Annotated in this window: 10 protein-coding genes and 1 pseudogene; 7 read left to right on the top strand and 4 right to left on the bottom strand. The window is 69.4% G+C overall.

Annotation, left to right across the window (positions count from 1 at the left end; genetic code table 11):
• Positions 1–7 precede the first annotated feature (7 nt).
• A complete protein-coding gene (locus tag EHF44_RS10060; RefSeq protein WP_423192244.1) occupies positions 8–1006 on the bottom strand; it encodes a tripartite tricarboxylate transporter substrate binding protein in 999 nt (332 codons plus the stop codon).
• 64 nt (positions 1007–1070) lie between these two features.
• Positions 1071–2714 (bottom strand): acyl CoA:acetate/3-ketoacid CoA transferase, encoded by a 1644-nt coding sequence (locus EHF44_RS10055; protein ID WP_124683615.1) that lies wholly within the window; start codon positions 2712–2714, stop codon positions 1071–1073.
• 141 nt (positions 2715–2855) lie between these two features.
• On the opposite strand from EHF44_RS10055, the gene EHF44_RS10050 reads away from it, so the two are divergent.
• Positions 2856–3674, top strand: coding sequence for an IclR family transcriptional regulator domain-containing protein (locus EHF44_RS10050; RefSeq protein ID WP_124683614.1), 819 nt, complete (start codon positions 2856–2858; stop codon positions 3672–3674).
• Between the two features lie 395 nt (positions 3675–4069).
• Here EHF44_RS10050 and EHF44_RS10045 read toward each other — a convergent pair whose 3' ends face one another.
• Positions 4070–4678, bottom strand: coding sequence for a glutathione S-transferase family protein (locus EHF44_RS10045; protein ID WP_124683613.1), 609 nt, complete (start codon positions 4676–4678; stop codon positions 4070–4072).
• A gap of 221 nt (positions 4679–4899) precedes the next feature.
• Between EHF44_RS10045 and EHF44_RS10040 the strand changes: the two genes are divergently transcribed.
• The 4 genes from EHF44_RS10040 to EHF44_RS10025 all read left to right on the top strand — a co-directional run bounded on the left by EHF44_RS10040 (position 4900) and on the right by EHF44_RS10025 (position 9000).
• Positions 4900–5883, top strand: a complete 984-nt coding sequence (locus EHF44_RS10040) for a 2-keto-3-deoxygluconate permease (protein WP_124683612.1) — start codon at positions 4900–4902, stop codon at positions 5881–5883.
• Positions 5880–7103, top strand: a complete 1224-nt coding sequence (locus EHF44_RS10035; RefSeq protein ID WP_124683611.1) for a four-carbon acid sugar kinase family protein — start codon at positions 5880–5882, stop codon at positions 7101–7103. Before EHF44_RS10040 ends, EHF44_RS10035 begins: the two co-directional genes overlap by 4 nt.
• 27 nt (positions 7104–7130) lie before the next feature.
• Positions 7131–8132, top strand: a complete 1002-nt coding sequence (gene pdxA / locus EHF44_RS10030) for a 4-hydroxythreonine-4-phosphate dehydrogenase PdxA (protein ID WP_124683610.1) — start codon at positions 7131–7133, stop codon at positions 8130–8132.
• Positions 8133–8223: 91 nt separating this feature from the next.
• Positions 8224–9000 (top strand): DeoR/GlpR family DNA-binding transcription regulator, encoded by a 777-nt coding sequence (locus tag EHF44_RS10025; RefSeq protein WP_124683609.1) that lies wholly within the window; start codon positions 8224–8226, stop codon positions 8998–9000.
• Here EHF44_RS10025 and EHF44_RS10020 read toward each other — a convergent pair.
• Positions 8997–10040 (bottom strand): FAD:protein FMN transferase, encoded by a 1044-nt coding sequence (locus EHF44_RS10020; RefSeq protein WP_124683608.1) that lies wholly within the window; start codon positions 10038–10040, stop codon positions 8997–8999. The genes EHF44_RS10025 and EHF44_RS10020 overlap by 4 nt on opposite strands.
• Before the next feature lie 190 nt (positions 10041–10230).
• On the opposite strand from EHF44_RS10020, the gene nosZ reads away from it, so the two are divergent.
• Together nosZ and EHF44_RS10010 are read left to right on the top strand one after the other, a co-directional pair.
• Complete coding sequence (gene nosZ / locus EHF44_RS10015) at positions 10231–12153, top strand: TAT-dependent nitrous-oxide reductase (RefSeq protein WP_124683607.1); 1923 nt, start codon at positions 10231–10233, stop codon at positions 12151–12153.
• Positions 12153–14300, top strand: a pseudogene (locus tag EHF44_RS10010) (4Fe-4S binding protein); the annotation flags it as partial. The gene nosZ and the pseudogene EHF44_RS10010, both read left to right, overlap by 1 nt.
• Positions 14301–14328 lie beyond the last annotated feature (28 nt).

The following is a 14328-nucleotide window of genomic DNA, read 5'->3' as shown; positions in this document are numbered from 1 at the left end:
GCCGGGATCAGTCGCTCTTGATCCCGTTGTCCTTGATGACCTTGCCCCACCGGGCGTAGTCGTTCTGCATCCGGGCGGCAAGCTGCTCGGGCGTCTGGTACGACGCCACGGTGCCGGCGCCCAGCATCTTCTGCTGGACGGTCGGATCGGCCAGCGCGCCCTTGAGCGCGTCGGACAGCCTGGCCACCACGTCCTTCGGCGTGCCGGCCGGCACCAGCAGGCCGCCCCACGACGACGCGTCGAAGCCCGGAAAGCCCTGCTCGGCCACGGTCTTCACGTCCGGCGCGAACGACACGCGCCTGGCCGACCCCACCGCGATCGGGCGCAGCTTGCCGGCCTTGATATGCGGCAGCGCGGCGATCATGTCCGAGAACATCATCGGCACCTGTCCGGCCAGCAGGTCGGAAATGGCTGGCGCGCTGCCCTTGTACGGCACATGCTGGACGTCGAAATGGCCCAGGTTCTTCAGCAGCTCGGTCGACAGGTGGCCAAAGCTGCCGTTGCCGGCGCTGGTGTAGTTCATCTTGCCCGGCGCGGCCTTGGCCTTGGCGATGTACGACGGCAGGTCGGTCACGTCCGGCAGCGCGGTCGGGTTCACCACCATCACGATCGGCAGCTCGTAGGCGTTACCGACCGGCGTGAAGTCCTTGAAGATGTCGTAGCTCTTGCGCGGCAGCAGGTGCGGCGCCAGCAGCGTGGGGGTGGCCAGCATCACCAGCGTGTAGCCGTCCGGCGCGGACTTGGCCACGGTCTCGGTGCCGATGGTGCCCGACGCGCCCGGGCGGTTGTCGACGACCACGGTCTGCTTGAGCGTTTCGCCAATCTTCTGGCCGATGATGCGCGCGGCGGTGTCGGTCGGGCCGCCGGCCGGGAACGGCACCACGAGGCGGATCGGCTTGTCCGGGTAGTTCTGCTGGGCCTGCGCCGGCGCGAACGGCAGCGCGGCGGCCAGTGCCAGCGCGGAAATGGCCAGACGACGATGTCTGCGGTGTTGACGGTCTTGCACGTTGCTTCCTCCAATATGGGCCGGCTCGGGCCGGCCACTTTTCTGATCGTTGCCGCGCGGCGCCTCAGAGCCGCATCGGGCCGGGGCGGAACAGCCGCGCATCCATCGTGCGCAGGTCGTCGGCCACGGCCACCGGTGTGGCGCACTGGTCCAGCACGTCGCGCTGCAGGTCCACGCCCGGCGCAATCTCCACCAGCGTCAGGCGCGGCTGCCCGTCGGCCCCGGCCCGCATCTCGAACACGGCGCGCTCGGTCACGTACAGCACCGGGATGCCCAGCGACGCCACGTACGGGCCGTTGAAGCTCAGGTGCGACACCTCCGGCACGATCTTGCGGACCCGACCTTCCTTGACGATGGTCAAGCGGCCGTCGTCGGCCCGCACCTCCAGCCCGCCGGCGGTCAGCGTGCCCATGAAGACCACGGCGCGCGCGCTCTGGGTGATGTTGATGAAGCCGCCCACGCCGGCAATCAGCGCGCCTTCGCCCTCGCCGAACTTACTGACGTTGACGTTGCCGTGCCCGTCCAGCTCGGCCAGGCCCAGGATGGCGAGGTCGATGCCGCCGCCTTCGTAGAAATCGAACTGCGCGGGCTGGTCCACCACGGCCTCGGGGTAGGCCGACGCGCCGAAGCTCAGCCCGTCCGCCGGGGTGCCGCCGATGGGGCCCGCCTCGACGGTCAGCGTGAAGCCGCCAAGCCCGGCCTGGTGGGCCAGCGCGCCAACGGCCGCCGGCATGCCCACGCCCAGGTTCACCACGCGCGGCTTGCGCGGGGCCAGTTCCATCACGGCGCGGCGCTGGACGATGGTGCGCGCGTCGAGCGGCGCCGAGGCCGGCGGCAGCGCCTGGGCCTCCCGGGCGCGCTCGTCCGCGTCGGCACGCTCGCCGCGCCAGGGGCGCACGTAGGCGTCGTTGTACGCCTCGGCAAACGTCATCTGGTGATGCGCGGGCTGCTCGCTGACCACCACGTAGTCGACGAGGATGCCGGGCACGTGAACGGCCTGCAGCACCTCATGGGCGTCGACGATCGACTCGACCTGGGCAATCACGATGCCGCCCGAGTTGTGCGCGGCCTGGGCCATCGCCAGCAGTTCGTGGTGGAACGCCTCGCGGTGCGTGCTCAGGTTGCCGCGCGTGTCGGCCGCCGTGCAGCGGATCAGCGCGCAATCGATGCGGAAGCTTGGGTAGAACAGGTATTCGTCGCCCCGGAACTCGACGGCCTCGACCCAGTTGGCCGTGCCCGCCGCGATGGCGTCGCGCGCACGCTGGTTCACGGCGCCGCCGTGGTAGCGCGGGTCCTGCGCGGTGCGCGGATCCACGAACGTGTGCAGGCCGATCTTCGTCAGCACGCCGGGCTTGCCGCCGGCGATGGCGCGGTACAGGTGGGTCAGCACGCCCTGCGGCAGGTTGAAGCCCTCGCACGCCTCCTGCATCGCCAGCGTGGCCAGCCGCGTGGCCGAGCGCCAGTGCCCGCCGACGATGGCCCGCGTCATGCCCGCATTGCCGAAATGGTTCACGCCGCGCGCGCCGCGGTCGCCCTGCCCGGCCGAATAGACCAGCGTCAGGTCGCGCGGCAGGCCATCGTGCAGAAAGCGCTGCTCCAGCGCCTCGGTCACGCCTTCGGCATGGCCGGCGCCGACAAACCCGGCGCTGGCCACGGTCCAGCCGCTCTGCACGAGCGCAGCCGCCTGCGCGGTGGTGATCACCTTCATTGCCGTCTCCTGGAACCCTGGTCGTGGTTTCTACCGAGCCACGTTTTGCGAACAAATGTTCGGGAAACACCTATCATACGGATCGGCCCGCCGGACGCCAAGTCGGGGCTGACCCGCAGATACCCTGTTGCCAACGCCACCATGCCGCCTCGCGCCGAAGCCCCGTCCGCCGCCAACTCCGAAGACGCGCCCGACATCCCGAAGAAGGACGAACTGCTCGATTCCCTGACCAAGGGGCTGGCGCTGCTGCGCCTGTACGCAAGCGGCGTGGAGCACCTGACGATGCAGGAAGTGGCCGAACAGCTAGACGTGACGCGCGCGGCGGCGCGGCGCCTGCTGCTGACGCTCGCGCACAACGGCTACCTTGCCCAGCAAGGCCGCCAGTTCACGCTGACGCCCAAGGTGATGGACCTGGGCTACGCCTACTTTGCGTCGATGAACCTGCCGCAGCTCGCCCGCCCGTTCCTGCAGGCGCTGTGCGCCGAGGTGGGCGAAAGCTGCTCGATCGGCATGCTCGACGGCGACTCGGTGGTGCTGGTGGCCCGCGAGGAACCGCGCCAGTTGCTGCGCGTGGACATGGCCATCGGCCGCCGCATGCCCGCCTATGCCCACTCGCTGGGCCGGGTGCTGCTGGCCGGGCTCGACGACGCCGCGCTGGCCGCCTACCTGGCCAGCGCCGACCTGCGCAAGCTGACGCCGTTCACGATCACGTCCCGCCCGGCCCTGGCCCGCAAGCTGGCGCAAGTGCGCGCCGACGGCTGGTGCACGCTGGTCAGCGAACTGGCCGACGGCTTTGCGGGCGTGTCAGTGCCGCTGCACGACCAGACCGGCAAGGTCGTGGCCGGCCTGGGCCTGAGCATGGTGCTGGGCAGCCGCGACCAGGGCCATCTGGAAACGCACTACCTGCCGCCACTGCGCACGGCGGCGGAAAAGATCGAGGGGATTTTGCGGGCGCGGTGAGGTTGCTGGAGAGCCGCTGGAGCCGGCAAGCCAACAATTCGCGCTGGTGTGCTCCCCTCTCCCGCGCGCGGGAGAGGGGCTGGGGGTGAGGGCCAGCGGTTCAAATTGAGTCAAGTCGCCCGTTGAACGGCCTGCCCTCACCCCCGACCCCTCTCCCGCAAGCGGGAGAGGGGAGCAACCACCACTACCGAAGCCAAAAAGGAAAAAGCCCCGCTGGCCGGGGAGGTCGCGGGGCGGAAGTGGTAGCGGGGCAAGGATCCTGTTGCCCCGTCGCGTATCGTGGTGCAAGCCGGGCGCGGCCACATCACCCGATTGTGGGGGTCTTGGTGGGGTATCGCACATGTTGTGCGATCAACCGGGCACGTGGCGCGCCGGCGCGGCGGCCCGTACCAACGTTATGCGTGCGGCAGGGCCTGGAAGGCCGGGAACATCTCGACGGCCCGGGTGTAGGCATCCAGCGCCGGATGCGCGGCGGGGTCGACCTGCCCCGGCAGCATCGCCTGCGTGAACGTCCAGACCACGGCGGCGGTCAGGCCCGCCTGATCGATCTCCTGCTCGGCCACAGGCACCGGCACCCGCCGCATCTCGGCCTCCAGCATCGCAAACGCGCTGGCCCGCTGGCCGTCCACGCGCGCCACCCACGGCGCGTGCACCTTCTCCGACGGCCGCAGGTTGTGCTCGTAGACGTTCTGCACCGCCTTCTCGCAACCCGCCAGCGCCAGCCCGATGATCCGCAGCGCGCACTGGCGTGCCGGCAGGTCGTCCGGCATCAGGCTGCGGCCGGCCAGCGTCTCGGCGTAGTCGATGATCAGCGTCGAATCCATCAGCACGATCTCGTTGTCGCAAACCAGCGTCGGCGCCTTGACCACGGGGTTGATCGCGCGAAACTGCTCGAACGTGCGAAACACCGACACCTGCTCCAGCGCATAGGGCAGACCCAGCAGGCGCAGCGTCAGCGCCGCGCGACGCACATACGGGGAATCGAGCATGCCGATCAGTCTCATTGAAGTCTCCGTCAAGGTAGGCAGGTAGATTGGGAGCCATACGATAGCGCACGTCGTGCCGCTGCGCCCGTCGAGTGACCATATGACCATTTCAATCATTTTTTTGATCGAACTAGTCAAATCCGCACGATTGACCTACACTTCGCCCCACGTTTGATCGATTCGATCAGGCGACTGCGCAAAACACACAGTTGCCGCACCCCACGCGGCAGGAGACGACGATGCAGATTCATATCAAGCGCGCCATCGAGCGCGTGCCGGGCGGCATGATGATCGTGCCGCTGCTGATCGGTTCGCTGGTCGCGACGTTTGCCCCGGACGGGCCCAAGTTTTTCGGGTCGTTCACCAACGCGTTGTTCACGGGCGCCCTGCCCATCCTGGCCGTGTTCTACGTCTGCATGGGTGCGAGCATCAGCGTCAAGGCCACCCCCTACATCGTCAAGAAAGGCGGCGTGCTGTTTGCCACCAAGGTCGGCACGGCGATCCTGCTGGGCGTGGTGCTGGGCCACTTCCTGGGCGAGGCGCCGATCAGCGCCGGCATGTTTGCCGGGCTGTCCACGCTGGCCGTGGTGGCCGCGATGAACGACACCAACGGTGGCCTGTACATGGCGCTGATGGGCCAGTACGGCAAGCCCGAGGACGTGGGCGCGTACACCATCATGTCGCTGGAATCGGGCCCGTTCCTGACCATGGTGACGCTGGGCGTGGCCGGCCTGTCGGCCTTTCCGTGGCCGACGCTGGTCGGCAGCATCCTGCCGCTGATGCTGGGCATGATCCTGGGCAACCTGGACCGTGAGATGCGCGAATTCCTGAGCAAGGCCGTACCCGTGATGATCCCGTTCTTCGCGCTGGCGCTGGGCGCCGGGCTGGACCTGCACAAGGTGTGGCAGGCCGGCATGCTGGGCCTGGGGCTCGGCGTGGCCGTGGTGGTCGTCACCGGCTTCACGCTGTACATCGCCGACCGCCTGAGCGGCGGCACCGGCGTGGCGGGCGTGGCGGCCGCCAGCACGGCCGGCAACGCCGCGGCGGTGCCCACGCTGGTCGCGGCGGCCAACCCGGTCTATACCGAAGCCGCCAAGCACGCCACCATCCTGGTGGCCGCCTGCGTGGTGGTGACCGCCGTGCTCACCCCGCTGCTGACCGCCTTCGTGGCGCGCCGCGTGGCCATGAAGTCCGGCGCCGCGATGGCCAGGACCCCCGCATGAGCTGGCTGATCATCGCCGACGACCTGTCCGGCGCGGCCGATTGTGCGATCGGCTTCGCCGCGCTCGGGGCGCGCACGGTGGTCACGCTGGACGCGGCCGCCGCCACGGACGTGACCGGTGCCGACGTGGTGGCCGCCGATGCCGACAGCCGTCGCCTGCCGCCGGCCGATGCCGCCGCGCGCAACGTGGACGCCTGGCGCTGCGGCCACGCCGAGGGCCGCCGGCTCTACAAGAAGATCGATTCGACGCTGCGCGGCAACTGGGCCGCCGAGACGGCCGCGCTGCAGCCGCTGGCCGGCCTGGCCATCGTGGCCCCGGCCTTCCCCGCGACGGGCCGCACCACGCGCGACGGCCGCATGTTGGTCAACGGCCAGCCGCTCGAAGATACCGACATCTGGCGCCTGGAAGGGATCGACGGCGCGGCCGACATGGCCGCGTTGCTGACCGCCCAGGGCCTGCGCACCGCGCGCATTTCGCTGTACACGCTGCAGGCCGGCGCCACCGCCGTGCGATCGCAACTGGACGCCTGGCAGGCCGAGGGCTACCACGCCGTGGTCTGCGACGCCGAGGTGGCGCAAGACCTGATCACGCTGGCCGAGGCGTCCATCGACCTCGACTACCCGGCCTTCTGGGTCGGCTCCGGCGGGCTGGCCCGCGCGCTGGCGGCGGTCTCGCCGCTGCCGCGCCGCCGCCCGGCCGGCGCCCCGTCCGCCGCCCATGACGGCCCGGTGCTGACGATGGTCGGCAGCATGTCGGGCGTCTCGGGCCAGCAGGCCCGCTACCTCTGCGAGCGCGCCGGCATCGATTCGCTCGTCGTGCCGCCCCAGGCGCTGCGCGACGGCCCGGGCCATGCCGACTGGACCGACGCCCAGGCCGCCGTGGCCGAATGCCTGACGGCCGGCCGCGACCTGCTGGTCTGCATCGGCCGCGACGACGCGTTCGACCCGGCCGAAGGCCCCAAGCTGGCCAGCGCACTGGCGCAGCTGGTGCTGCCCGCGTTCGGCCACGTCGGCGGCCTGGTCGCCACGGGGGGCGAGACGGCGCGGGCGATGCTGGCCGCGGCCGGCATTGGCGCGCTGCGCCTGCAACGCGAGGTGGAACCGGGCGTACCGCTTTCAGAAACCATGACCGCCCCGGCGCGCCGCATCGTCACCAAGGCGGGCGCGTTCGGCACCGAATCCGCGCTATGGCTTGCCTGGCAGGCCATGCGCCCGACATGAATGCCCACTGAACGGGACCTACAGACAATGAGCGACTACATTCCGGTTATCGGCATCACGATGGGTGATGCCACGGGCATCGGCCCCGAAGTCATCGTCAAGAGCCTGGCGCACGACAGCGTCTACGCCCAATGCCGTCCGCTGGTGATTGGCGACGCGCGCCGGCTGGAACAGGCCGGCAAGCTCGTCGGCTCCACGCTGAAGGTGCGGGCCATTGCCACGCCCGAGGAAGCGCAGTTCGCACCGGGCACGATCGACTGCATCGACCTGGGCCTGATCCCGGAAGACCTGCCGTTCGGCAAGCTGTCGGCCGTGGCCGGCGACGCCGCGTTCCGCTACATCGAGCGCGCCGTGCAGCTCACCCAGCAGGAAAAGATCGACGCGATCTGCACCGCCCCGCTCAACAAGGAAGCGCTGCACGCCGGGGGCCACAAGTTCCCGGGCCATACCGAGATGCTGGCGCACCTGACCGGCACGCCGGAAGTCTCGATGATGCTGGTGGCGCCCAAGCTGCGCGTGATCCACGTGACCACGCACATCGGCCTGATGGACGCCATCCGCAAGATCGAGCCGGGCCTGGTGCAGCGCACGATCGAGCGCGGCAACACCACGCTGCAGCGCGCCGGCATCGCCCGGCCGCGTATCGGCGTCTGCGGCATCAACCCGCACGCGGGCGAGAACGGCCTGTTCGGCCAGGGCGAGGAAGAGCAGAAGATCATCCCGGCCGTGGAAGCGCTGCGCGCGCAGGGTCTGGACGTGGAAGGCCCGCTGCCGGCCGATACGCTGTTCTACCGCGCCGGCCGCGGCGACTTCGACCTGGTGGTGGCGATGTACCACGACCAGGGCCACGGCCCGGTCAAGGTGCTGGGGCTGGAGGCGGGCGTGAACATCACGGTGGGCCTGCCGGTGATCCGTACCTCGGTGGACCACGGCACGGCGTTCGACATCGCCGGCAAGGGCATCGCCGACGAGCGCAGCCTGCTGGAAGCACTGCGCCAGGGCGCCGAGCTGGCCACGCGCCGCGCCTGACCGTCCACCCGGCGGGCCTGCGCCCAGGTCCGCTGCTGTAAGATCGGGGATCGTTTTTTCGATCCCCTTTTTTTCGTTGCCAAGCCGCCCCATGAAAGCCGCCGACCGCCGCCGCGCCATCCTCGAACTCGTCCTTGCGGGCGAGGAGGCCAACGTCGAACGCCTGACCGCAAGCCTGGGCGTGTCGGAAGCCACCGTGCGGCGCGACCTGACCGCGCTGGCGCGCGAGGGCCGCATCGTGCGGACCTACGGCGGCGCCGCCGCGCTGATGCAGGTGGGCGGACACGAACCCGAGGCACCGCTGGAAGAACGCAAGGCGCTGCAGCGCGAACAGAAGGACGCCATCGCCCGGCTGGCCGCGAGCTTTGTGCAGGACGGCGACGCCGTGCTGCTGGACAGCGGCACCACGGCCGCCGCGCTGGCCCGCCTGCTGGCCGCGCGCGAGGACCTGCACGTGTACACCACGAACCTGCTGGCCGTGACGGCGCTGGCCGGCCTGCCGAAGATCCGCGTGACGCTGATCGGCGGCGATGTGCGCCCGTCGAGCATGGGCACCTTCGGCCCGCTAGCCCAGGTGGCGCTGTCGCGCATCAGCGTCGACAAGGCATTCCTGGGCGCCGACGGCGTGGTGGCCGGCGTGGGCCTGTGCGAGGCCACCGCCGAGCAGGCTTACCTGAAGGAATGCATCATCCGCCAGGCCGCCGACATCTTCGTACTCGTCGATGCCACCAAGCTCGGCCGCGCCCGCCAGCAGCACTGGACCCCACTGGAACGCGCCTGGACATTGGTGACCGATGCCGGCGCCAGCGCGGCGCAGCTCGAACCGTTCCATGCGCTCAAGCAGGTGACGGTGGCCGTGGCGGACTAGCCGGCGGCAAGCCTGGCCCGCATGCCGGGCGACATCCAGCGCGCGCCGTCCGCATCGACCAGCAGCGCGTCGACACCGGGCATATCGCCCAGCCAGCGGCGCGCCGCCGCCGGCCCCGCCACCATCATGGCCGCGCCCAGCCCGTTGACCGCTGCGGCGTCACGCGCCACCAGCACGACCCCGCGCATCCGCGTACCGGGCATGCCGGTGCGGGGATCGAGGATATGGTGGTAGCGCCTGCCGTTCAGCGTGAAGGCGCGCTCATAGTCGCCGGAAGCCGCCACCACGGCATCGCCGTGCAGCCTTAGCACCCCCAGCAGATCGGCCGGCGCCAGCGGGTCGCGCACGGCCACCCGCCAGCCCGCCCCACGCGGCCGCCCGCGGACCAGTACGTCGCCCCCGCCGTTGATCAGCGCCGACGCCGCGCCGTGCTGCGCGAGGGCCGCCATGCCGGCTTCGAGCACGGGCAGCTTGGCGATGCCGCCGAGATCGAGCCGCATGCCGCGCCGACGCAGGAAAGCGGTCTGGCGCACGGGATCGACGATCAGGTCACGGTAGTCGACCAGGGGCAGCTCGCGTGCGATCTCGCCGGCGGCAGGCACCACGGCCTCGGCACGGTCGAAGCGCCAGCCGGTCAGCCCACCCACGGTCATGTCGAAGGCGCCGTCGCTGCGCGCGGCCAGCGCCTGCCCCGCCGTCAGCACGCGCAGCATTGCGGGCGGCACCGGCACAGCCTGCAGGCCCGCCAGCAGGTGCAGCGCGTGGACCAGATTGCCAGGCCGGTAGCGGCTCATCATGTTCGCCAGCCGCGTCATGTCCGCCCAGGCGGCCGCCATGGCGGCCTCGGCGCGGGGCGCAGCCAGGCCGTCCACCGCGATATCGACCCGCGTTCCCATCAGCGTCCGTGTGGAACGGCTGACTTCGGCCCCGGCCACAGCCATGGCCGGCGTCAGCCATGGCGCCAGCGCCAGCAGCGGCGCCGTCTGCATCCACCTCCGCCGTGACACACCGTGCGTGGAACCCTCTGCTGCCGTGCCCATGATCCGCTCCTGTCGACGTCGCCTGCGCAAACGGTCGATTCTAGGAAGTTCGCAAGCGGCGCACGATGGAGCAAATCAAACTGTGGTCAGGAATCGTAGTTCCCTTGCACCGTTGACCGCCATCAATCCCCTCTTCGAAAAGTGCCCGGAGTATTCCACCCATTCCAGTGCGACACCCCGGGAGCAAGCGATGAGCAAGCAGGACAAGAACCACGCCGCCAACGGCGGCTTCGGCCGCCGCCAGTTCCTTGGCACGGCCGCCGCGGCCGGCCTGGCCGGCATCGCGGCATGCTCGGACAAAGGCGATGCCGGGCCGGGCACCACCGGCGCGGGGGCATCGGCAGCAGGGGCGCCGCACGACGGCAGCGTCGGCAACGTCCACCTGAAGCCGGGGGAGCTCGATACCTACTACGGCCTCTGGAGCGGCGGGCACACCGGCGACATGCGCGTGCTGGGATTGCCCTCGGGGCGCGAGCTGCTGCGCATCCCCTGCTTCGTGCCCGACGCGCTCGTGGGCTGGGGCATCACCGACGAATCGAAGCGGGTCATGGGCACCCGGCCTGACGGTACGCTGCGCTACACGGTTGGCGACACGCACCATACGCACGCCTCGTACCGCGATGGCAACTACGACGGCCGCTACGCCTGGATCAACGACAAGATCAACGCGCGCCTGGCCCGTATCCGGCTCGACTACTTCGTCTGCGACAAGATTACCGAGCTGCCCAACGTGCAGGGCTTCCACGGCATCTTCCCGGACAAGCGCGACCCCGTGGACCCGGCCATCAACTACACCACGCGCGTGTTCTGCGGCGCCGAGTTCGCCATTCCGCTGCCGAACACGCCCACCGATGACGGCACGAAGTACCGCAGCCTGTTCTCGTGCGTGGACGCCGAAACCATGGCCGTGCGCTGGCAGGTGATGATCGACGGCAACTGCGACCTCGTGGCCACGTCCTACGACGGCAAGCTGGCCGCCACCAACCAGTACAACAGCGAGAACGGCGTGCATTTCGAGGAGATGATGTCGGCCGAGCGCGATGCCTGCCTGTTCTTCCACGTCGCGCGCATCGAGGCCGCCGTGAAAGCCGGGAAGTTCAAGACCTACGGCGACTCGAAGGTGCCGGTGGTGGACGGCACCCATGCCGCCAACCAGGACCCGCTGACCGCGCTGACCGCCTATGTCTCGGTGCCGAAGAACCCGCACGGCGTCAACGCCAGCCCCGACCAGAAGTACTTCATCTGCGCCGGCAAGCTGTCGCCGACCTGCACGGTAATCGAACTGGCGAAGGTGCTCGACTGGTTCGACGGCAAGCTGGCGAAGATCGACGACGCCATCGTGGCCGAGGTCGAACTGGGCCTCGGGCCGCTGCATACGGCCTTCGACGGCCGGGGCAACGCCTACACCACGCTGTTCCTGGACAGCCAGCTGGTGAAATGGAACGTCGACGCCGCCATCCGCTTCCATGCGGGCGACCGCAACGCCAAGTACGTGCTGGACCGCCTCGACGTGCACTACCAGCCCGGCCACGTCAACGCGTCGCAGTCCGAGACCATCGCCGCCGATGGCAAGTACCTCGCCGTGGGCTGCAAGTTCTCGAAGGACCGCTTCCTGCCCGTGGGCCCGCTGCACGCCGAGAACGAGCAACTGGTGGACATCTCGGGAGACCGCATGGTGCTGCTGGCCGACCCCCCGGTGCGCGGCGAGCCCCACGATTTCATCATCTTCCGGCGCGACCTCCTGCAACCGAAGCAGGTCTACGCCATGGAGGACTTTCCGCTGGCGGTGGCGCCCGACCAGGCAGGCGTGACCCGCGCCGGCCGCAAGGTCACGGTGCGCATGACGTCGCAGGCGCCGGTCTTTACCCCGCGCGAGTTCAGGCTGCGCCAGGGCGACGAGGTCACGCTGATCCTGACCAACCTCGACAAGGTCGAGGACCTGACGCACGGCTTTGCCATCCCGAAGTACAACATCAACTTCATCGTCAACCCGCAGGAAACCGCCTCTGTGACCTTCGTCGCCGACCAGCCCGGCGTGTTCTGGTGCTACTGCACCCACTTCTGCCACGCGCTCCACCTCGAAATGCGTACCCGCATGATCGTGGAAGCGTAATGCGCCGGCTGCTGCTCGCCGCGTTCTGGCTTTTTTGCCATGCGTGGCAGCCTGCGCTGGCCGACACGGCCTATGAAGCGCACTTGCCTGACGATCTCGCCACGGCGCCCGACCTCTGTGCCCGGGTACCGTGCGCCGAGGTATTCCCGGGCGCGGAGTCGTTTTCCGCGCGCATGGGACAGCCGCCGTATGTCGAGGCCTACGGTCCTGCCACGGCCGATGGCGGTCGTCCACGGCTGGGCTACGTGATGCTGTCGACCGACATCACCGACATTCCCGCCTATTCGGGCAAGCCTGTGGTGACGCTGATCGGCATGGACAACGCCGGCCGCTTCGTCGGCATCAAGGTGCTGAAGCACTCCGAGCCGATCCTGCTGCTCGGCATCCCGGAAACGGCCCTGCCGCGCTTCAACGCCCAGTACCTCGGCAAGTCGGTAACCGACAAGTTCGAGATCGGCAGCGCGCGGCCCGACGAGGGCGTGCTTGGCGTGGATGCGATCTCGGGCGCCACCGTGACGGTGATCGCCCAGAACCAGGTCGTGACACGTTCGGGTGCAGCGGTCGCGCGGCAGGTGGGTATCCTGCCGCCCATCCAGCGCACGCCGGCACGCTTTGCGCCGGGCCATCCGCAACTTGCATGGCAGGCGCTGGTCGAGCAGAAACTCGTGAAACGGCTACGTGTCGAGACCACGCAGGTTGGGCTGGCGCCTTCGACGATGCCTTACATCGAACTATGGTTTGGCGACCTGAACCATCCCGATGTGGGGCGCAGCGTGCTCGGCGAGCGGGGTTGGCAGAACCTGCGGCAGGGCCTGGGGACTGGCGACCATGCGATTTTCGTGATCCGGACCGCTGGCAGCGCGTCGTTCAAGGGCTCGGGCTTTGTCCGGGGCGGCCTGTACGACCGCGTGCAACTGCGCCAGGGCGACGACACATTGACGTTCCGCGATCTCGACTACCTGAACCTGTATGGACTGGCGCCCGCCGACGCCCCGGCCTATACGGAATCGGCCATCTTCATCGTGCGCTCGGGCGCGTTCTCGCCGGCGTGGCCGTGGAAGCTGGTGTTCCTCGGCAACCGTGTGGACCGTGCCACTGGCGCCCGGACGTTCGCCAGCTTCGACGCTGACTACTGGCTGCCCGCCAGCCTACTGGAAGGGGGCCGGCCGAAGATCGACACGCCGGCGCCGCCATGGCTGCGCGCCTGGAGCACGCGGCCCGTCGGCATCGGCCTGTTCGCGGCCTTTCTGGTGGCCGTAGGGGTCGTCCACGCCTGCCGCGGCCGCCTGGCACGCCGGGCCACGCGTCGCAACAAGTGGCCGGTAGACGTGTTCAAGTACGCCGCCTGGACCATCAGCATCGTGTTCGTGGGGTTCGGGGTGATGGCCCAGCCATCGGTCACGCAGGTGCTGACGTGGGTACACGCGCTGCTGTTCCAGTGGCGCTGGTCGCTGTTCCTGTCGGACCCGTTCCTCTTCCTGTTCTGGATCTTCATTGCCATCACCGTGCTGCTGTGGGGGCGCGGATTGTTCTGCGGCTGGCTCTGCCCGTTCGGATCGCTGTCCGAGGCGCTATTCCGCGTGGGCAGGCGGGTGGGCCTGCGGCGCTTCCAGTTTCAGCTTCCGCGCCGCCTGCATGACCGCCTGAAATGGCTGAAGTACGGTGTCTTTGCCGGCCTGCTGGCGATTTCGCTACTGTCGATGGGACTGGCGGAAACGCTCGCCGAGATCGAGCCGTTCAAGACCACGTTCCTGGTCGGCATCCAGCATCGCGCCTGGCCGTTCGGCCTGTTCGTCTGCGCCATCCTCGCGCTCTCGCTGTTCACGGAACGGCCCTACTGCAAATACCTGTGTCCGCTGGGCGCGGCGCTGGCGGTGCCCAGCGCGCGGCCGGTCTTTCGGCTGCGCCGCAAACCCGATTGCACGACCTGCCGCGCGTGCGCGGTGGGATGCGGCGCGCAGGCCATCGACGCCCGGGGCCGCATCGATCCGCGCGAGTGCCTGCTTTGCCTCGATTGCCTGGTGCTCTATACCGACGACCACGGCTGCCCGCCGCTCGCCCGCGAACGCAAGCGCCGCGAGCGTGAGGGCCTGCCGCTGACCCGCATCGGCCGGGACGGCTACTTCACGCCGATCACGCGGGACCCCGGAGGCGACTCATGATGCCCACCGTCCG

It is taken from the genome of Cupriavidus pauculus (assembly GCF_003854935.1).
GTDB classification, from domain to species: domain Bacteria; phylum Pseudomonadota; class Gammaproteobacteria; order Burkholderiales; family Burkholderiaceae; genus Cupriavidus; species Cupriavidus pauculus_C.
This window is presented reverse-complemented; position numbering and strand designations above follow the sequence as displayed.